This is a genomic window from Sarcina sp. DSM 11001, assembly GCF_900101015.1.
GTDB lineage: Bacteria > Bacillota > Clostridia > Lachnospirales > Lachnospiraceae > CAG-791.
In genome coordinates this window covers 1-21,202 of record NZ_FNFZ01000042.1, presented here as the reverse complement: position 1 = coordinate 21,202, position 21,202 = coordinate 1, and the positions used below count along the sequence as shown (strand labels likewise).

11 protein-coding genes are annotated in these 21,202 nt (G+C 48.3%); 7 read left to right on the top strand and 4 right to left on the bottom strand.

The annotated features are described in order from the left end of the window. Window positions 1-329: 329 nt before the first annotated feature. The 3 genes from BLT02_RS15595 (at window position 330) to BLT02_RS15585 (ending at window position 3,142) form a co-directional block, all read left to right on the top strand. On the top strand, window positions 330-911 hold the full coding sequence (locus BLT02_RS15595; RefSeq protein WP_092997636.1) for an alanine:cation symporter family protein: 582 nt from the start codon (window positions 330-332) through the stop codon (window positions 909-911). A 399-nt stretch (window positions 912-1,310) separates the two neighbouring features. Next, window positions 1,311-2,303 carry a nucleoside hydrolase gene (locus tag BLT02_RS15590; RefSeq protein ID WP_092997633.1) on the top strand — a complete coding sequence of 331 codons (993 nt, stop codon included), beginning with the start codon at window positions 1,311-1,313 and terminating at the stop codon, window positions 2,301-2,303. 272 nt (window positions 2,304-2,575) lie between these two features. After that, window positions 2,576-3,142, top strand: coding sequence for an ECF transporter S component (locus BLT02_RS15585; RefSeq protein WP_092997630.1), 567 nt, complete (start codon window positions 2,576-2,578; stop codon window positions 3,140-3,142). A 51-nt stretch (window positions 3,143-3,193) separates the two neighbouring features. Here BLT02_RS15585 and BLT02_RS15580 read toward each other — a convergent pair whose 3' ends face one another. From BLT02_RS15580 to BLT02_RS15570, 3 genes are all read right to left on the bottom strand, one after another. Then, complete coding sequence (locus BLT02_RS15580) at window positions 3,194-3,622, bottom strand: PaaI family thioesterase (protein WP_092997628.1); 429 nt, start codon at window positions 3,620-3,622, stop codon at window positions 3,194-3,196. A gap of 134 nt (window positions 3,623-3,756) precedes the next feature. Then, on the bottom strand, window positions 3,757-4,788 hold the full coding sequence (locus BLT02_RS15575) for a WYL domain-containing protein (RefSeq protein WP_092997625.1): 1,032 nt from the start codon (window positions 4,786-4,788) through the stop codon (window positions 3,757-3,759). Window positions 4,789-4,806: 18 nt separating this feature from the next. Continuing rightward, a complete protein-coding gene (locus tag BLT02_RS15570; protein WP_092997622.1) occupies window positions 4,807-6,126 on the bottom strand; it encodes a WYL domain-containing protein in 1,320 nt (439 codons plus the stop codon). Between the two features lie 290 nt (window positions 6,127-6,416). Between BLT02_RS15570 and BLT02_RS15565 the strand changes: the two genes are divergently transcribed. From BLT02_RS15565 to BLT02_RS15555, 4 genes are all read left to right on the top strand, one after another. Continuing rightward, window positions 6,417-7,064, top strand: coding sequence for an SDR family NAD(P)-dependent oxidoreductase (locus BLT02_RS15565; protein WP_092997619.1), 648 nt, complete (start codon window positions 6,417-6,419; stop codon window positions 7,062-7,064). A 260-nt stretch (window positions 7,065-7,324) separates the two neighbouring features. Then, window positions 7,325-7,654, top strand: coding sequence for an AAA family ATPase (locus BLT02_RS18280; protein WP_347475044.1), 330 nt, complete (start codon window positions 7,325-7,327; stop codon window positions 7,652-7,654). Continuing rightward, window positions 7,549-9,054 (top strand): AAA family ATPase, encoded by a 1,506-nt coding sequence (locus tag BLT02_RS15560; protein ID WP_347475047.1) that lies wholly within the window; start codon window positions 7,549-7,551, stop codon window positions 9,052-9,054. Before BLT02_RS18280 ends, BLT02_RS15560 begins: the two co-directional genes overlap by 106 nt. Window positions 9,055-9,269: 215 nt before the next feature. Then, window positions 9,270-9,809, top strand: coding sequence for a flavin reductase family protein (locus BLT02_RS15555; RefSeq protein ID WP_092997616.1), 540 nt, complete (start codon window positions 9,270-9,272; stop codon window positions 9,807-9,809). 206 nt (window positions 9,810-10,015) lie between these two features. Here BLT02_RS15555 and BLT02_RS15550 read toward each other — a convergent pair whose 3' ends face one another. Next, window positions 10,016-20,548 (bottom strand): InlB B-repeat-containing protein, encoded by a 10,533-nt coding sequence (locus tag BLT02_RS15550; protein ID WP_139187705.1) that lies wholly within the window; start codon window positions 20,546-20,548, stop codon window positions 10,016-10,018. Between the last annotated feature and the right edge of the window lie 654 nt (window positions 20,549-21,202).

The window sequence follows — 21,202 nt, the reverse complement described above, 5'->3', positions numbered from 1 at the left end:
TCCATTGAACAGTGAAGGATACATATTATATTAAAATATTTGTATATAGTTTAATGATTTATATGTATTTCATGACGTAACGAATCTTTCCGCCCCGAAGACGGCAGGTTGATATAACAGAACTCTCCGTCCCGAAATGTTTCAGGAAACAGATGCAAACAGATAAAAGTACATGCAAAAAATACATGCAAAAAATACATGCAAATAGATAGAAACCGATGGCATCAGTTAAAAACAGATGAAAATAGATAGAAAAGTATAAAGGGAGAGATATGGCTGCAATAACAGATTTTTTATACATGATCGATGATTTTATGTAGGGAACCTGGATGACGATCCTGCTCGTTGGAGTCGGCATCATCTTCAGCATCCGGTTTTCCTTCCGGTACCAGTGGAAAATCGCTTTCAATTTCAAAAACACTTTTGCCAAAATCGGAGCAAAGGGGGAAGGCGAGGGCACGGTCTCCGGCTTCCGCGCAGCCTGCACGGCCCTGGCCAACACAGTCGGGACAGGCAACATCAGCGGCGTGGCGACTGCGATCGTCTCGGGCGGCCCCGGCGCCCTCGTGTGGATGTGGGTCTCCGCTTTTTTCGGCATGTCCACCAAAGCCTGCGAGAAATCCGTCAACTATGCCTTTGGCGATACCGAAAGGAATCGGAAAATGATGCCCATCTATATTGTTTACTTTATGCTTCCCTGCGTCATTTTCTACAACATCGAAGCGGAAGCACTCTGGGCCTTCACGGACATCCTCTCCGCCCTATATGTCTGCATCACCGTCTTTATCATCGTCGCCAAACGTAAGGAAATCTTCCGACTGTTTGACGATTTCTGGAACCGTTACCTTCCCGCAAAGGAAGCCGGCGAAAATCCACCGTACGTCACGTTTGACTGCAAAGAACAGGATTGATTTCTGAGAAACAATTGGCGAACAAAGGACTGTCCCCTTGCGCTCAATATTGGGGGTTGTACTTCTTTTCAATGTATGCTACAATGCCGCAGTTGGCTGAAGTACTCCTTCTGACAATGCTGGTCGTGGACCACCCAGGATAAAAAACAGGGATCATGAACTTTCATGCCGCAGGTCTTTTTCCTGCGGCATCTTTTTTGGCTTCCTGGTTTTAGACGTCGTGTTTTGGGAAAACATTGTTCCGGACATCATGGGTTTTTATACATCATGAGTTTGAACATCATGGTTCTGGACATCATGGGTTTTATACACCATGAATTTAGACATCATGTTCGCGGGCATTCTGCTTTGCTCAAACACCCAGCAGGTTTTTGCCGAATATTTTGCTGGAGTTTTTTCATGAGAAAAAGAGTGATCATAGACTGTGATCCGGGAATCGATGACAGCCTTGCCGTCATGCTGGCGCTCTCTATGAAGGATGAGCTGGAGGTGGCCGGCATAACTGTCGTCGCCGGCAATTCTCCTGTTGAAATGGGCTATCAGAACATCCTGAAGGTTCTGAAATTTATGAACAGGCTGGATGTGCCGGTCTACATGGGCGCAGACCGCCCGCTCAAAAGAGAATTTGTGAATGCCCTGGACACGCACGGCCGGGACGGCCTGGGGGAAAGCTTCTTCCCTGACGTCCCTGAATATGAGTATGTAAAAACAAAGAGCAGTGCTGTTGATTTTTTAGCGGAAACTCTGAAAAGGGAAAAAACGGGGATCATCGCCCTCGGGCCCATGACCAACCTGGCCCTGCTGGCGGAAAGGGATCCGGACGCCTTCGACAGGATCGATGAGCTGGTCTCGATGGGCGGATCCTTTAAGAGCCACGGCAACTGCTCGCCGGTTGCCGAGTACAATTACTGGTGCGATCCCGATGCGGCTTCTGCCATTTACAGGGAAATGGACCGCCGCGGCAGGCTGATCCACATGGTGGGCCTCGATGTGACTCGCCGCATTGTCCTCACCCCTGATCTGCTGACCTATATGAAACGGCTCAATCCGCGAATCGGGGATTTTGTGGAAGCCATCACGAAATTTTACATGGATTTTCACTGGGAATGGGAGCACCTGATCGGCTGCGTCATCAATGATCCGCTCGCAGTTGCCTATTTCGCCGACAGAGATCTGTGCCAGGGTTTTCCTTCCTATGTCCAGATCGAGACACAGGGAATCAGTATCGGTCAGTCCATCGTAGACTCCATGGATTTTTACAGGCATAAGCCAAATGCCTATGTCCTGACTGAAGTCCGCCGGCAGGCCTTCTTTCATCTGTTTTTCTCCAAGCTCCTGGGCCTGGAGGAGAACGGCGCTGAACCGGATTTACTGGCAGATCTGCTGAAATAGTTTTGGGCTCTTCCGCAAACAGTAGTACTTTGCAGTTATCTTTCCCGGAATTAGTGATTCCTTAAGGAAAAGTCACTAACAGATGTGGAAGAACCTGGTTTTGAATAGATTTTAATAAATTTAAATCCGGCGGGAATGGCCCCGGGGAAAACTCCCAGATCCGCCGCGTCAATTACTTGTAATATCCTGTAATAAAATAATGTAATAAAAAATAAGACCTGTCACCAATATTTACGGACCAGGGAACGGTCCTGGTCCAAGAGGAGTTAATTATGCCCGAAAACAGTAGTACTCAATTAATTTCAACAAGGAGGCTCTGCTTCCTCGCCCTGGCGATCATCCTTAATATTGTGGGAGGGCAGATTGCGCTCCTGTTACATTTACCGATTTATCTGGACAGTATGGGAACCATTCTGATCGCGGTCCTGTTCGGGCCGCTTTACGGTATGCTTCCCCCGCTTCTGTACGGACTTGTCATGGGTTTTACCATTGATATCTATTCTTTGTATTATATGCCCGTCGGCCTGATTCTTGGTCTCGTGACGGGTCTGGCCGGCAGATCGATCTCTGTTAAAAAATGGCGGATCATTCCCGGAGCGCTCCTGATCACCCTGCCGGGCACCATCGTCAGCTCGATCATCACAGCTTTCCTCTTTGGCGGGATCACCTCCTCCGGGTCCACGATCCTCGTACAGGTCCTGAACAAGGCAGGACTTGGCCTTACGGCAAGTGTTTTTGTTGTTCAGTTCCTGACCGATTATATCGACAGACTGATCTCCCTTGTTTTTATCTTCTATCTGCTGAGTATTATTCCTGAATATCTTTACAGAGAAGAATAAGGGACTTCACCGGAAAAGACTTTAGACAGAGAGTCCCGTAGCAGGCACTGTTCAATGCGGAAGAACCATTTTTGTTTTATCCCCTATGCAGGCAAACTGGAAAGTGCCAATAAAAACAAGCTTGTCTTCTTCTGTCGTGATCCGCACTTCCACTACACAGCTTGTCCGGCCTCTGTGGATGACTCTGCCGCGGCCGGTCAGCACACCGCCGTCAGCCGCGCGCAGATATTCCACACTGGCATGCTGGGTGGCGTAAGACCTTCCATCTGTCCTGCACACAATGCCGGAGCACATGTCAGCCATGGTAAAATAAGCCCCTCCGTGGACAGTTCCACGGAAATTCATAGACTCCGGCACAAGCTCCAGGCGGACCTCCGCATAGTCTTTTTTCACGACAGTCATTTCGATATGGTTATAGGCGCTGAAAGCATTTGCTTTCTGAATCACAGTCTCCTTCAGCATCATTTCCTCTTCTATCATCGTTTTTAAAAATCTCCTTTGTTATTTTTCATTTGTTTTGCCAACATTATTTATTTCGTTTGCATTGTTTGTTCTGCTGACACCTTTTTTCAATGATGTCATTTGCTTCGCTGACATCGTTTATTTCGCTGATATCATTTGTCCTGCTGGCACCTTTTTTCGCTGATATCATTTGCTTCGCTGACATCCTTAGTCCGGCTTCTGCCATCAGTTTCGCGGCCATCCTGAAATATGTCCTGAAAAATGTTGTTTTTCTGGAAAGCGAGCTGTTTCCGGATGCGTTCGCGGATGAGGGCGACAAAGCTGTCGGGCTCTGTCACTCTGATCGCCGACCCAAAAGACATAATCCTGATCACCATCTCGGTTTCATCCTGTCTGTCGTATTTGAGGGTCACCCTGTATCTGCGGTCATCCAGTCTTTTGGTCTCCTTTTCCAGGTGTGAAAAATGGAGCAGTACGCGTTCCATGGCGTTGCGGCGGTCTTCGAGTTCAAAGGTCACTGTTTTGGCCGGAGCTTCTTTGAGCTGCACACGATCATTTCTGTGAGCGGGCTCGCACGCTGTGATCCTGGAAAGGTTGATCACCCAGCGGCGCCGGTGGCCGGCCGCCACCAGCCGGAACCTGTCATCTTTTTCAGAGTACTCCAGATAATGCGGCGTAACGACCAGCTGCGGCTTAGCGTGAAGCCTCGATTCAAAACTGACGAAGATATCCTGCTCCTCCTGCAATGCCTGCAGAATGGTCCGGAAGTGCCGGATGTATTCGGGATTTTCATAATCGTCTCCATCCGAATACCGGTCATAATAAACGATCATGTCAGGCGTAAAGAGGGGCTCGACATCCTCAAGTCCGGTTTCTTTAAGCCCGATTATATCCGGCATAAAGAGCCGGATCCTCGGATCCAGCAGCAGCGCTTTCATCCACCTTTTCTCCAGAATCGTCAGAGGCATGGAAGGCTCCTCCTCCAACGGAGTGGACAAATCTTTGTGGATCAGCCTCCATTTTTCACCCTTAAGCCCGTCCGGGATCGTCAAAAGACTCTCTCCGAATGCGTGCTCCTGCACAAGGGCGTTCAGCTTTTTCCCTGTCAAGGTACCGCGCACCGCTTCCTTCAGGATAGAGGAAACCGCAATATAATAACTGCTGTAGATTTCATGAAAAAGCATCGCTTTGACCTCCGGGTTTCACAAACTTTCCAGACTGTACATTTTCGCCTGATCTTTAAAATCCTTCCAGAAACGGGCAGTGAGCTGTTTGTCTGTACACTGCAGGTCGGTGATCCTGCCTGTAAACGTCCGCAGCCACGGCAGCATTTCAAAGGCTTCATACACGTCTGCCGAAAAGCGCCAGTGGGTGTCATCCAGCTGCTCTACTGTCCCGCATCGTTTTTCGCGATGGAGCCTCTCCACGATGTGACCTTCCTCAGGATCTGCGAAAACAGTCATTTCGATATGGGTAAGGCGCGTGTGATTATTGCCTGTCACACCCCAGACATGGGAACAGAACTCGTTCAGGCGTTTTTCAAGATTGGTCTTTTCCAAGTTATTATTTTCAAAATCGGGTTCCCCTAAATCGGATTTCTCCAAATCAGTTTTTTCCAACTGATCAATCTGATCAATCCTCTGTTCCGCTTCTCCGGTCCGCGCCAAAGCATCTCCCACCTTAATATTGTCAATAAGATCAACGCGGTAGAAGGAAAAAAGGTCATTGGCAGGGGTCCAGGCGAGAAGATACTGCCGCCCGGTCTGGGTTCCAATGTACACTTTAAGGGGCAGGGCTGTCACATGCTGCCTGCCGGTTGTGAAAATGATCAGTTTCCTTTCGCCGATCGCGATAAAAAGCTCGTACAGGGTCTCGCTGTCCAGGGCATTCAGGATATAATGATGCTTGAAGCGGAACTTCTGGAATCTCTCCGGCATATGATCCTGGACAAAGGACCCAATCACTCCCAGCGGGGCAGATTCGGAAAAAAACGATATGGCCGTTTCCCAGCTTTGCAGGTCGACATAATCCTCACTGAGGACATAAAAGGTCTTTCGTCCCCGTTTTTCCATAGAAACAATACCCAGAGAAGCATACTCCCTGAGCTTCTTGCGCACCGTGGATTCATCCGGAAGCTCACCCGTCTCAAATACTGACAGGCGGTCCGCCAGTTCATCCATCAGGCTGGTAATAGAAAGGCCGCCGGTGACCTTCAGAATATCCAGGATATGAAAATGCAGAGTGATATCCCGGTCCGTAAAGGACTTGGTCCTGAAAGCCCGGTACAGAGGATTTGCAGGAATCGCCCGGCTGTCCACGGAAAGAAAGACCCGCCTACCCTCCTCATCCTGCCCAAAAGACATATACTCGCCGAGCCAGCTTTCCACCCGGCGGCGTTCATTGTCATAGCTCCGCGCGCTCTTCTGGGTGAATTCATCGCGATGCCGGAAACCGTACACATAGAATGAACGGAGATAGGTACGGATGCGGTTAAAATTTTTAATCAGCTCACTGTAAGCCATGTCGTATCTCTCTTTAACAAAGTCAAACAATGTCATAATTTACAAGTCTTAATTTACAACCATCCTACCTTAATGATTCTGAACTGTCAAAATGTCTCTGTTATGATCAGACATGTGGATCAAAATCGGACCGAAGTCAAATTAAAGTCGAATATCACAAAGCCTGATGACAAGTTTTTTAAATGTGGTAGTGTGTTTTTTAAGGTGTTAATGTGTTATTCTGAAAGTCGGAAAAACAGAGGTATAAATAGTCAAAAAACAGAAATATAAATAATCAGAGGAAAGCATAAATGAAAGTTCTGATCACCGGCACGTCCCGCGGAATCGGGCTGGCGTGCGCATTGAAATACCTGAAGGAGGGGCACGAAGTCATCGGAATGGATATATGTCCCGATCCGTTGAACGGTCGGCCTGACTACACGCATATCGTGGCGGATATCACAGGGAATCTCCCGGAAATCAGCGGGATCCAGATCCTCATCAATAACGCAGGAGTCCAGGAAGGCGGCCGCGAGATCGATATCAATCTGAAGGGATCCATTGCCGTCACGGAAAAATACGGGATCACGCCTTCAATTCTGTCCATCGTGTTTATGGCTTCCTCCAGCGCGAGCAACGGGGCAGAATTTCCCCTATACGCCGCCAGCAAGGGCGGCATCCTGGCCTATATGAAGAATGTCGCATTGCGCGTCGCAAAATACGGAGCGACCTGCAACAGTATTTCCGCGGGCGGGGTACTGACTCCCCTCAATGCCCATATCATTGATAATCCCGACCTCATGCGGCAGTGCCTGAATGAGACACTCCTGCACAAATGGGCTTTCGCGGAAGAGATTGCAGATCTCTGTTACTATCTGACATGCATCAACCGCAGCATGACGGGCCAGGACCTGTTGATCGACAATGGTGAGCAGCTGAAATCCAATTTTATCTGGTGAAAAACTGGTGGCCCTGTCATGGCTTTTTCAGCGGCAGTCAAGGATGGGCCAGAGCATGTCAAATTTTAAATCACAAGCATTTGTCTTAGTTCTAAAATCCCGGTGCCTAAGACCATAGTCCCCCCGCTCTGTACGGTTTGCCCGATTGCAAGCCTTTCTGGCATGATGTATACTAAAAAACATTGTAATTCTTACAGCACTCTTATCGTTTCACACTCGTCTCAGACAGTACTGGCGCTCATTAACAGGAGGAATCCCAGATGGCAGAAAAGCTCATGCTCCCGATCGGAGAAGAATTTTTTTCCAGCATCCGCAGAGGGAATTTCTATTATGTCGACAAGACCGCGATGCTCTCGGATTTCCTCCGCAGGCGAGGCCTCATCACCCTGTTCACCAGACCGCGCCGCTTCGGTAAGAGCCTGAATATCGACATGTTCAAATGCTTTCTGGAGATCGGGACAGATCTTCTCTCTTCGACGGCCTCATTGTCTCCGAAGATAAAGAGATCTGCGATGCACATATGGGGCAATACCCTGTCATCGCTCTCAGCCTCAAAGACGTGGAAGGCAGAACCTACGAGGAGGTCTTGAACGGACTGTCTGCGCGGCTGCAGGAGGAAGCCAGAAGGCATGATTACCTGTTTGACAGCGAGCATTTGAACAAATATGACCAGCTTTCAATTCAGGAATATTATGATTCCCCACTTGATGAAGAGTCCCAGAGGAACTTCCTGCGGTTGTTCTCTGAGATGTTGTCCAAACATTTCGGGAAAAAGACGGTCATTCTGATTGACGAATACGACGTACCCTTGGACAAGGCCTGGCAGCATGGCTACTATGAAAAAATGGTTGTACACATCCGGGCCATGTTCAGCCGCGCACTGAAGACGAACCCTTTTTTAGAGTTTGCCATCCTGACGGGGTGTCTGCAAATCGTGCGGGAAAGCATTTTCACAGGGATCAATAATTTTTTCGTTAACAGCATTTCAGACACAGCCTTCGCAAAATATTTCGGATTTACTGACACGGAAGTGCGGGAACTCCTCAATTATTATGATGTACCTGAAAAATATGGAATCCTGCGGGAGTGGTATGACGGCTATCATTTTGGAACGCAGCAGATCTACTGTCCGTGGGATGTCATCTGCCAGACATGGGAATTCTGCGCCGACCCGAATGCCCCTATGAAGCCTTACTGGGCCAACAGCAGCAGCAATTACATCGTGAGAGATCTGTTGACGAATCCATCGGAAGCCACGAAGGCGGACATCGAAAGGCTGATCTCGGGCGAAGCCGTCACAAAAACGATCCTCCCGGAACTGACCTATGCGGACTTCGACACAGACGATGAAGAAACACGGGAAAATTACGTGTGGAGTGTTCTTTACTCCACGGGATATCTCACTGATGAAAAAGACAGACGGGAAGACGAGGCCAGGAGACAATCTGTCTATACCCGCGCCCGCCGCCTCGTTATTCCCAATCGGGAAGTGCAGGACATCTACGAGACGCAGATCAAAACCTTGTTCCGTAAAAAAGTCCGCAGCCATACCGGGGAATGGGAGCAGTTCTGCGACGCGCTTATCAGCGGTGACGCGAAAGAAATGGAGCTGCGTCTGAATGGCTTCCTGTCACAGTCCATCAGCATCCGGGATACATTCGTGAAAAAAGAGTATAAAGAGAATTTTTATCACGGAATGCTTTTAGGCCTGCTGAAGGGTGACGGCCGATTTTCTGTACAGTCCAACGCGGAATCCGGCTCCGGATACTTGGACATTGAAGTCCTTGACTATGCGAAAAAGACCGGCTGCGCCATCGAGGTCAAATACGCCGAGGGCGGTACTTTCGACGCCGCCTACAGCGAAACATTGCAGCAAATCGAAGACAATGACTATACCGCTGATCTGCGTCAGGAGGACATGGAGACCATACACAAGTACGGAATCGCCTTTTATAAAAAGTCTTGTCGGGTTCGATACGAACAGGATTGATCAAACATTGATCAAACAAAAGAGAGACAGGGAAAAGATATTCTGTTTAGAGTTCGGGTTCATGAATCCTGGCTTTATCCGGTTCAATTCCGCCGGCATCGGGAATGTGTGTGATACGGAATGATTACAGAAGGCATATCAGGATATATCAGCGGTTTTCCAATTGCCTGTATCCTGATTTATAATAAGACTTACCAAAGAGGAGTTATCAGTTTATGACAAAAAGAAAGATTAATATCAGCGACTATGCCGACACAATAATAAAAGCGCTCCCCAAAGGGATCCTGCTGACAACTAAGGCGGAGAAAGTCAATGCAATGGTCATCGGATGGGGCACCATCGGCATAAACTGGGGAAAGCCAGTATTCGCCGCCTACATCCGGGAAGGCAGGTTCACAAGAAAGCAGCTTGCCGCAAACCCGGAATTCACAGTCAGTATCCCCGTCAACAGCTATGATCCGAAAATCCTGCATGTCTGCGGTGCTAAGAGCGGACGGGACACAGACAAGATCAAAGAAGCAGGACTGACCCTGGTCGAGCCGGAGGTCATCTCCGTTCCCGCCATTAAAGAATTTCCCATCACACTTGAGTGCCGTGTAATGTATGTCCAGAAACAGGATCTGTCTGCACTCAGTGAGGAGATCAACCGTTCAATGTACCCCAGGGATGTGGACAGCACCGCCACAGGGGCAAATAAAGATCCCCACGTTACCTTCTTTGGAGAAATCGTGGACGCATATATCATCGAAGATTAAGAGAATCTCTGAGATTTCAGATTGTTGTTGATCTTTCAGATTGTCGTTGATCTGATAAAAAGAACTGCACCGGGCTTTACTTCTAGGCCCAGGGCAGTTCTTTTACTGTCGATGCAGTTCTTTAAATTCTTATGAAGTTCATTTACCGAGCATCCTCATTTCTTTTACTTCTTGTCCAGTTTTTCACCGCTTATTCATCTTTTCAATCAAAGAAGCTTTCGTCTCCTCCACAATAGTAATCCTGTTCCTGTGATCAGGATTAACCCAAAGATTTTGAAAAGCATTGTTCCTGCGCCACCGGTGGATGGTAAAGCGTATCCGCAATAGTTCTTGATGATTACCGTGCTAACGCCACCTACAGGTGTAAACTCTTCTGTTGCACTTCCGTTTTGTCCAAAAATCTCAACCTTTCCATCTGCTGAAACGGTCATTCGAAGATCATCCACCAGCTGATAATAGCCTGAGGGGGCACCTGTTTCATGTAGATAATAGGTTCCTGCGGCAAGTACACCGTTAAAGAAATATCCATCTTCATCAGAAGATATTTTGTCTTTCAGTTCTACAGTGTTTCCTTCCTCCTGTCCTTCAGCAATAGTTGAATGATCTGATTTATAAATCGTAAACTCTGCTCCGCCCAAATGCTCTTCAATCGTATGTTGTGTAGTACTATCTGCACCGATCTTCTTAAGAATTACGTTAACTCCACCCTTTCTGTTCGTAAAAGTGATCATATCATCTTGTGTAACCGTCATAGTGAAACTGTTCTCGATGCTATCTTCATCGGAGGCTCCGTGCTCTGTGCTGATTGTGGCGGTATAGCCTTCCGCCGTCTCACTGAGCGCAAGCTTTGTTCCGTAGGGCACAGTCAACTCCTGCGTACTGTTGTGAGTCAGGTTAAAGTTTACTTGCCCATCGCTGTTTGTTGTCAAAGCTCCGTCATCGCCGACAGTTCCATAAACCGTGTAGCCTGAAAGTGCAGTCGCTCCGTTCATCAATATAGCCGCAAATGGAACAGTCGTGGCAGCAGTTTCAGAATCAAAAATCTTTTTCACTGTGACCGTCTGCGTTTTCCGGGTATTTGTGAAAACAACCATACCATCGTCTTCTACTTTGTTCACGGTAAAAACGGCTCCGTCTGTCCCGTTGGAATCCGTGAAGGTTTCTGACTCAGATACTACTGTCATCATCGTGTCATAGATCATTCCAACAGACGCATAATCTCCTGTTGTCATCTCAGTAATCGTCAGGCTTGCATTGATTGGTACTGTCAACTCCCAAGCTGTGACAGTCTCGCTGTTTGCAACCGGTGCAAGGGTAAAGGCACCCGTCACAGCTTCTGTCGCCCCTTCCGGGGTATAGTTGTACGTGAAGCCGAACTGTCGTGTACTGGAAAGCAAGGGGTCTTCCAGTACTTTCTTCACTGTCACCTTTTTAGTTGCTCGGTTTATAACCGTGATGAGGTATCCTTTGCTATGATCATTCTGATCTATCCAGTCCACAGTCACATTTTCGGGATCCGAGCTTACAATACCGCTTCCGGTCACAGTAAGAGTTACGGGACCATTCGGTCCGATATAGCCTGTCGGGATGACCGTCTGGTTCAGTGTATAGGAGTCTGCCCAGAAGGTGCCGCTAGAATAGAACTGGCCCGCCGGAGGATCGGTGCTTGTCGCGCTGGCGTACAGGTCGGTACCCAGCGATCCGATGGAAGAAGACAGGCTGAACATACCGTTGATCGTAGGCTGAAGATTCTGATCCACCAGTCGGAATACCACCGGATATGATTTCAGCGTGTTATCAAAGGTAATAGTATCATCCTCGGAAACCGTAAAACTGAAAACCTTGGAATCGACATTTGAATCCACTGCGTCTTTTTCAGAAGAAGTGGTTGTTGTATAAATGTCGTTAGTATCCATGGCCTCGGTAATGGTCAGGACAGCACCGGCTGGAATATTCTTCAGGGCATCCGTATTTACAGTGCCGCTCTGTGCGGTGAATGTTCCCAGATCAACTTCATTTCCTTCGAGAGTATATGACGCATTGAAAGTGAACATCGCTGACGCAGAGGTGTTGCTGTGCAAGACCTTCCCTACTCTTATGTCGTGCGTCTGCCTGATATTGTCATATACCACTGTTCCGCCGGCATCCGTATTGGTCCAGGTCACCACATTCCCATCGATATCATTAAGAGGTATAGTTGTGCGGTCTTCACTTCCCTGCATAATCAGAGGGTACACGTTGTTCACCTGAGCCAGCCTGGACATTGCAGTGGAATAATAATCAGCAGATGTTTCTGTTACAGTAATTTTTTCCGTACCGCTAAACGAACCTCCGCTCTGAGCACTATTGGCCTGTGCTTTGATGGTAATCCGCGGTATTTCGACTCCATGGGTGTCCTTTTTTCTTGTTCCATCAGCATTGTACAGCGTCACTACAGTCTGAATGAATCCCTCCGTAGTGCTGTTCGTGCTGTGCAGTTCCGCATACTCACCGTGGGATAACATAAATGATCCGCTTGCGGAAAGATTCTCTCCGGGACTGGCAGATGTCCGCTTATAAGTACCACTCACATTTACAGTAAATTCAAATTCCTTCGTCTGATTTCCGGGCAGCGGAACTTCCTTATAGACGTAGACATAAGATGCTTCCGCTTTCGCTTTCCAGACAGCATACAGTCTTCGCACAGTCGTCCCATCTTCGTCCGTAGTTCCTTTACTGAAAAAACCTGTCTCGTCATTCAGGTCGGGAATCGTCCATGGAGAATCTGCCGGAGAAGTCGCTGAATAATCCGGCACATCTGCCGCCGGATCATATGCCCAGCCCTGGAATTCATAGCCAATCCTGGTACTCGTGCTCGGCAACGTCTGTGTTTTCGGTACACCGTTATCCGGCGTAATGTCCTCAAGAGAATAGTCGTATTCCTGTATACCTCCGCCGGGATAGTTGTCATCAAGCACCAGCGCAAAGGCGTTGTCTCTGGAAGTGAATGTGACGGTCACCGCGTTCTTGTTCCGGATCAGCGTCTCGTTAAAGCTAAAGGGCTTTGTGTTGTTTGCTTCACCGGTAACGAGCGTATGGGTATCCGAATCACTTCCGTTGTGACTGTAAATAATGTCCCCGCCATTTTCAGCTGTATCGTAGCTAGTCGTTGTCCCATCCTCCACCAGTTCCAGAGAACTGTTCCAGATCAGGACATTGCCCACGCCCAGTGTGTTCGTACCGCTGATGGTAATATCCTTCTCCGCGCCTTTGGGGAAGGCCAGTGTAATGCTCTCGCCGTCCTCAATGGTGATGCTGTTCAGGCTGGCCAGAGGAATGCGCTCATTAATGCTGGTCACTATGTTAATAACTTCCAGCGCCTCACTGTTCGGGGAACTGACATTGAAGGTAACAGGGCCGACGCCGGTCTTGTTCTCCAGCTTCAGATAGACCATGGGCTCCCATACGGCATAGATCGTCGCGTCATCCTTTCTTGTGACCGCGATCACACTGTCTGCCGGATAAGTGGCAACATAATCTCCCTCCGTAGGGCTGTCATCAAAGCCCAGAAGGAAATCGCCGTTCGGATGCTCGAAGAACTGGTGGGAATCTGTCAAAACATTGCCCCCCGCGTCTTTGGTCAGTTCCGTCGCGTATTGATACAGATGTACCGCTGCGCTCGACTGAATATCGCCGAATTGGATCTGTGTAGGATCACTGCCAAGCAGATGGTCCTCCGTATTGATCCAGTTCGTTCCCGGATATTCATCCCAATCGGGCAGTTCTTCCGAGTCGCCGGTGTTGATATAGCCTCCATTGGCATCCAGAGTCAGATTCGTAATTACCGGCCTTCGGTCTGACGAATCCTTGTACTGGTAAACTGCCTGGAAATAAACATTGTTGTTGATGTCCGCATCTGCCGCACGCACGATGTAAGGATCATCCGGATCGTAGTATACGCCCGGCTCCAGCGGCGTGTAGACAGGGTTTTCTTCTGTTCCGCCCACACTCACCAGCTGCCAGCCGAGGAAGATCACCGAATCATCTGTCACCTCAGTTCCGTTCATCGTCAGCATGGTCGGCTGTTTATAGATCTGTGTCGTCGCTCCGTCAGCATACGCGATACCGCTTGTCGGCGGGTCAGGCCAGTCTTCTTCACGGACATTGATCACAGTGCCGTCTGCCATCGTGTACTCCGGCACATAGTGAACATTGTAACCGCCGTCCAGCTGCCAATGCGCCGTCAGTGTAAAGGAACCGGTCACGGGATCTGAGAAGTTATAGGGCATACTCTCCCCGTCTTTATACCATCCGAGGAAGACATAGTGTTCGCCCTCATGCAGCGTTCGGTATTTTTCCTTGGAGACATACAGAGCCCGCCACGTATCCTCGTCAAGCACTGTTACGCCTGTAATATAGCCGCCGTCAATATTCGCCTGTGTCCAGTCGCGGTAGAACAGATAGTATTGGTGGACCTCTTCCTCAGTCATATACAGCGCGTTACGGCAGTCGGAAGGCGGCCCGGAACCGTCCGTAGACCTGTACTGCACATTTACATAGTAATAGATCGTCCCCTCGTAGTTTTCTGCTGCGCGGTCACTGATCTGTACATAGTTCCTCGGCACAGTGTATTCGGAAATCGTATCACCATAACTGGCATTGATCAGCGTGGCCTGTGAACGGTTGTAGCCGGAATCCGCTACGCGCTCTCCCGGAATTTCCGTGCGGTTAAATACATGATTGTCATATCCCTCATATCCGCCGTAATTGCTGGTATATGTATGGTTGACATGGTCGATCTCACCGCCGTTCGGATTCACATAGACCGGATACCGGACCGGCTTATAGACCGCATAGAGGATAATGTCGCCGTCCGGCATCGTTGTATTGAAGTCGAACGGATTGCCCAGTCCCTCGGAGTTTTCATACCATCCCGCAAATTCATATCCTTCCGGAGTATTTGCCACTACAGTGTCTGTATAAATATCCGCAGAGGCAATCGACTGATCATAATAATACGTCCTGCTGCTATTGCCGGGATCCACCTCGTCATTATTGGCATACTTATAGGTGATGGTATGCTCGTTCGGCATGAACTTGAACTGCATGATCATACCGGTTCCCACACCTGCTTCCGTCAGTTCCGGAATCGTATAGGCGCTGTAGCTGCTGCCGGGAACCGACTCCGTGCCGTTACTGGAAAGCACCTTGGTATCTACAAGCGTATAGCCGGAATAGGTCGGGGGAGTCTGCAGGTTCGGATTACTGCCTGAGCCTGCAGTGATCACAAATTTATCTGTGGGCTCAGAAGGATACTCCCGTGTATCCGGATCCGCTAGATAAATACGATACAGATACTTCTTCGCACCTGACAGCGTTGTATACCTGCAGCGGAATTCCTGTGTGATGCCGTGCTCTCCGGTGACAGTGTTGTTCCCATCGACCGTAACAGCCGTGTAATTGTCCGGATTCGGGTTTGCAATGACTGAATTATACCCCGGGATCGTACCGCCGGTCAGTATCAGGTCCTCTGTCATCGTTTCAAAGTAGCCTTTAATACTGGTGTTGAGGCGCGCATTGTAATAGGAATCCCTCTGAGAGAGCCATCCGACGAAAGAATAACGGTTGTTGCCATTGACCTTGACTGGCTGGGACCCTGGATAGCGGTCCATGATATTTTCGCCGTATTTTGCAGTCAGATCATAGTAATAAATAATATAAGGCGTCCCACTAACCGTTGTGGTATAGGTCCCCGTATACTCGGACGCGTTGAAGGGGTTTGTTGTGCCGAGATCATAGCGCCTCTGTGTAAGGAAAGTCTCCCAGTTGTCATTGGCGCCATAGTTAGGCCCCGTCGTATTGGAAACAGAAAACTGCCATGTACCGGCCATCGTTTCCTGTTTATACAAAGACCCTTCGTAAGCGACCGATGCCGGATCTACAGTATTGTAATACCATCCCTCTGCATCATGCGATACCGTCTGCATAGCACCATCAATAAAGCCGAGCGTGTAGGAGGTGTTCGAATCGGAATTCTCTACACGATGGTAACGAGGACTGTTATTGGGATAGGGCGTGTTATTGTTGTAAGTCCAGTTTGAAGTAGTACTGGCTACTCCATTTGTCCGGGCCTGACGATACTGGCTGTTATTGTAAATATAATAAGTATTAGCACCAGGGTCGCTGGCAAACGAAGAACTGGTCGTATAGCCCGAATTTGTGTAATTGTTACCTGAAAGAGTATACAATGGTGTATTAGCAGCAGCATCACGCCACCGAGTTCTGTAATACTGCCAATCATATATGTAACTTACACTCCCGCTCAATCCCACCACATTGCCATTAACTACCCCATACTGCGGCAAGTCATTGTCGGTTGCGGCCTGATAACGATAATCGGTATAATCATGTCTTGTGGTCACCGTACCGTCATAGGTATAACCACCGTTCCCGTCCGGGGTCAGCGTGACATACTCGCCGCCCACAACACCATATACTGTTCCGGTATAAGCCGCTGCCTCGGATTCGCTCATCGCTGAATACGTTGTTGTGCTCCCGCTCGTACTTGTCCGGCGTGCAAACCCGATATCGAACCGCAGAGTATAAACATCCCTGTCGTAATACACATTGACAATGGTCGATCCGTCACCTTCGATATACTGCTGCTGGATCCCCGACTGTGTGCCGCTCTGTTCCTTGTTCTGGTCCTCACTCAGATGAGTGAACCGAAGTTTATTTTCATCATATACTTCGCTTGATGAAGGAATTACAGCCGCTGCTGTCTGTGTTCCCGCAACACCTTGCTGGGTCTCGTAATGCATCAGAGTATAACCGTCATCGTCTGCATTCTGCAGCCAATAGACAACGGTATAGTCCACCGTATTCGGCGTCCAGTTCGCGTACAGGGTCATCTCATCCAGAGCTTTATAGAAGTAAAGCTTGCCATCGGTGACCTCGAACAGCTTATCGGCACCGTCATTGATCGTATATGCGCCGTTATAGGTAATCGCTCCGTTCTCATTTACGATCTTGACAGCAGTCGTATTGATCGTTACCGACTGAATGCTGCCCGATTCGTCCACATAATTGACCGTAACATCCTGAGGTTCGGTCAGGTTCGTGATATTGCCGTCGGCGTCCAGCTTCGCAAAGGCATACCATCCTTCAAGATCGTAACCGGGACGTTCGCTCATGTGACTCGCGTGTCCGTCTGTTCCAAGGAAGAAGGTTGAGTCAAAATAGTTACCCTGGCCTTCATCATTGGTCACGCGGTAAGCTGAACCGACGTATTTAGCGCCGTTTCCGGATCTGCCGGTGTTGAATCTCAGCCAACGGGCTTCTGCAAATACCGGATAAAGATTAACTTCTGTGACATCACTGGTGCTCTTATTGATCGTGATGTAATAGCCATCATCATGGCCCTCGCTGTTCAGCTCATTTCCGTCCAGATCCCTGGTCTGATAGTACTGATCCCGCTCCAGGGTTCCGTCATTATCGATGACGGTCTCCCAGCCCACAAAAATCTTGTGCTGGGGATCCGTATTGCTGCACTCAATATCACCGATACGGATTTCTTTTGTATCACCGCTGCCGAAGACCACCAACTTGCGATCGAGCAGTTTATTTACAAGACCGCTGGTATCTTCCTTCGGTCCCATGCGGAAATTAACAAAATAGAAATCTTCGTAGATCGGAGCAAGGTACACATGGACCGTGCCTTCCTCGTCCATTGTTCCTGTGCCGGAATTGCCACCCAGAGTCCAGGTGACTTCTGTCTCTCCAACTACGGCATTCTCAGGAGCTGTTATTGACAGTTCATCTGTGAAACTAATCTTTTCAAGATCTTCGGCAGGCCATGTATAAGAAATGGTCCCGCTGTACTTACCTGATGCCTGATCCAGATCAGTCGTATCATCGGTCTCGTTAACGACATACCAGCCAAAGAAGAACTTTTCACTTAATGAACCTTCCCCATCGTCCACGACCAGGTTAGGAGGATTAACGACCATTTCCAAAGTCTCGCCATCCTTCAGGATCTGCGTAGTCTGATACTCACCGGCAGTATTCACAAAGTTATATGGAGAAGCATTATAGGAAGATGTGCCATCTGTAAAATCATTTCCAATGAAATGGAACTCTACCCGAGGCGTTACGATTTCTTCCTCGCCCTCATGATTTACAATCACATAAACTGAGAACCCGTCTGCCGCAAACTCCACAACAGAGCCATTCTCACTATTCTCTGTACTGTTCTCTAAAACATCTCCCTCTGCCTTATCATCGGCAAAGTGTACAACATTCAGTTGTTTTTTTTCTTCTGAATCCGCCAATTCGATCCTGACATCTACACTTGTCCCATCATTCGGCTGGTACTTGATCTCCGGATCATCCTTATCCGCAATTTTTATATCGAACACTCGGGCATACAGAACAGACCCGGCATCCCAGCCAAGAGCATTTTCAGTTTTTGATACATACTCATCATAAACAGAGGAACCTTCTGTAATCTCCTCAACTGCAAGATCCGCCTCCTCTGGAATACCTGTTTCGGGTCCATAGGTCGCAGTAATGTGATAATTGTGCCCATCACTTGCCAGCACAGTCTTTTCAATCACGGTCCCCACGATTGCGAAAACAGAAAAACCGTCAGTCTCGAAGGAGATTTGTTCTGTGGTGTTTTCAGTACCCTCAACCTCGGTGTCGAGAAGCTTAGGGTTCTCTTTCGTTCCCTCAAAATGAACAGTGTTTACTTCTGTGTTCTGGTCCTGGGCAATGGCTTCGTGGTAATTAATCTGAACAGAGACTGGGGCAGCGGGTTCAACCGGTTTTCCATCGACTTCAATCGAAATGTCAAAAAGGCGGATCCAGGAGAGGCCGCCGGCAGCAACGGCATTCTCAGCCTGCGCGCGGTAGGTATTGTATTCGTCCGAGCCTTCTCTGATTTCAGACACAACAAGGGAGGCACCTTCCGGGATGCCTGCGTCTTCAGTATATTTGACCGAGACTGTATAGTCAGGGCCTTCGAAGGTCAATGTTCCTGCTGAAGAAGTTTTTTCCGGATTCTCCCCGGTTTCTGCTTCAATCTCGTCTTCTGAATTGCTTCCGGCTTCCGCTTCTTGCTTCTCTTCAGAATCGCTTTCTGCTTCCGCTTCCGTTACGTCTTCCAGATCCTTTCCGGTTTCTTCTTCTTTCTCCTGTTCCGGATCGCTTTCTGTTTCCTTTTCTGCTGCTTCTTCCTGTTCATTCCCGGCTTCAGAGATTGTCTCCTCTTCTGTCTTTTCCTCTTCTGCCTCTTCCGCCTCTAGTTCTTTTTCTTCTGAGTCTTCCTCTTCAGAAGCCTCCTCTTCTGTCTCATCCTCCTCTACCAGGCGTAAGGTTCGGCGGATGGGTTCGATGTCAAGTTCATAATCTTTTTCCACAAGAGTGATTTGTGCCTCGAGGTTTTCATCGTTCTGGTCGAACTGGATCTGGTCAGCAGTCACATCGATAGAAAAGAAGCCACTGATTTTTTCGCCATTGGAGATGAGGGCTCCATCGTTATCATAGGTCTTTCTGTTTTTTTCAATAGAATATTCGTCAAATGTGAGGACGGCATCCTGCTCCAGGAGAATGGAGTCCTTTACCTCAATGTCTTCATAGGTGTCGTTATCGATATCGTCATAGACATTTTCAAAAGTAACCCAGGCGGAGACATCCTCCGGGTCAACGGGGGCTTCATCCGGGGTTCGAGTTCCTTCCAGAGCCTGTGTACCTCGCCCGTCATTCATCGCGTTGTTCGTCTCGATCTGCTCGTCAGTGAGATAAACATTGGACGGGAGCGGGAACCGAAACTCCGCGTTGGAGGCATCCAGTGTTCCGGCCGGAATGGTGTAGGCATAGTAAAGGCGCACGGTATCCGCGGCATGAACCTCTGCAGTATCATTTTCGTTAACACGGATCCAGACTGCTTCGTCAGTTTCAGTCTCTTCCCCTTCTTCGGGAAGCTCATTTCCGGTAGTTGTGTCTCCGGAAAGTGTCTCTCCAGGAGGTGTATCTTCAGAAGACATATCTTCGGGAGACGTATCCCCATCAAGCGTCTCTCCGGCAAATGTACCTCCCGAAAGCGTATAGAGAGAAGTCGCGTCAGTCAGCATTTGCTGGAAATGCAGGGAAGCGGCTGCTTTTTCAGGTTCAGGGAATCCTGCTTCTTCGAGCGCAGGAATATCTTCTTCAAGTGCAGGGGATTCTGCTTCTCCGGTTGAATAAATGTCGGCTTCTTCGAGCATGGATCCCTCTGCTTCACCCTGCGCAGAGTAGCATGATGCACTATGTGTATGGACTCCTACCCCGCAAGTGAGGACTTTTTCATAACAGGCATCAGAATGATGGTGAGGCTCCGCTTCCTCTTTTTTACACGACAAAACCCTGTCCTCCCGAAAGCATCCGCTGTCATGCGTATGCTCTTCGAGCGCACAGGTCAGGTTTCCGTTTTTATCAAAACAGTCGCCGGTATGGGCGTGCTCTTCTATTTTACATATAATTTGCGAGTGTATATCGTAGCAGTCTTCCGAGTAGCTGTGGCCTTCAGTTTCTTTCAGGCCACAGGTCAGTTTATTCTCATAGCAGCTGTCATCATGCTGATGTTCTTCGATCCCGCATGCAGCGGTCTTTTCAAGTGTGATCGCGGGAAGAAGGAGTGCATAGGTTGTGCAAAAGACGACAACGCAAGCCAGGATACTGACAAAACGTCTGAAAAAGCTGCGGCGATGTCCATCTCGCATATATCTTCTGATACGTTTTTTCAATTATGCATCCCTCAGATTATCTAATAAATCTGTTTTTTTCTATAATATTTTTAATAGCAGTTATAGATTACCAGAAACTCCATTAAAAAACATCTATTATTTGACTTAAAATAATGATCATTTTGTAAATAATGGGATCTTTCTCACCAAATACTGGCATTTGTACAGTTCAGAAGATGCAGAATACCTGACTAAAAAATGGTGTAGTTGTGACGATACGGATGAATAAAGTGAAAGAACTGCAAAGAAACAAGGAATCGGGGGTGAAAGAACCATAACCGTGTCTTCATTGACGTTTTCATTGTTCATATTTATGTTTTTGATCATTTGATACCGCCAAAAACTGCTCTCCTTGCTTGTCTGTGAGTTGCTTTGTATACTGTCTTTTAACAAAAAAGAAAGAGGGTTCCAGAGCACACCTCCGACCAAAGATCTGTACTCTGAAACCCATGGTAAAAACCATGTTCATTGTATCAGAGTATAAACAGGTAAAGCAACGTGTTTTTACCTGATGGCAGGGACTATCTTTGTCCTACGTGCAAAGAAGGCATGCTCCGGTTCCATGATCACTGTATGCGCAGCATCCGCCATTCGGGTGGCGGACAGGAATGGATTGAGATCCCCCGTCAC

Bases quoted from the DNA above. Each gene is read 5' to 3' on its own strand.
- BLT02_RS15570 (WP_092997622.1), bottom strand. From the start codon at position 6,126: ATGGCTTACAGTGAGCTGATTAAAAATTTTAACCGCATCCGTACCTAT.
- BLT02_RS18280 (WP_347475044.1), top strand. From the start codon at position 7,325: ATGGCAGAAAAGCTCATGCTCCCGATCGGAGAAGAATTTTTTTCCAGC.
- BLT02_RS15555 (WP_092997616.1), top strand. From the start codon at position 9,270: ATGACAAAAAGAAAGATTAATATCAGCGACTATGCCGACACAATAATA.
- BLT02_RS15575 (WP_092997625.1), bottom strand. From the start codon at position 4,788: ATGCTTTTTCATGAAATCTACAGCAGTTATTATATTGCGGTTTCCTCT.
- BLT02_RS15580 (WP_092997628.1), bottom strand. From the start codon at position 3,622: ATGATAGAAGAGGAAATGATGCTGAAGGAGACTGTGATTCAGAAAGCA.
- BLT02_RS15595 (WP_092997636.1), top strand. From the start codon at position 330: ATGACGATCCTGCTCGTTGGAGTCGGCATCATCTTCAGCATCCGGTTT.
- BLT02_RS15565 (WP_092997619.1), top strand. From the start codon at position 6,417: ATGAAAGTTCTGATCACCGGCACGTCCCGCGGAATCGGGCTGGCGTGC.
- BLT02_RS15585 (WP_092997630.1), top strand. From the start codon at position 2,576: ATGCCCGAAAACAGTAGTACTCAATTAATTTCAACAAGGAGGCTCTGC.
- BLT02_RS15590 (WP_092997633.1), top strand. From the start codon at position 1,311: ATGAGAAAAAGAGTGATCATAGACTGTGATCCGGGAATCGATGACAGC.
- BLT02_RS15550 (WP_139187705.1), bottom strand. From the start codon at position 20,548: ATGCGAGATGGACATCGCCGCAGCTTTTTCAGACGTTTTGTCAGTATC.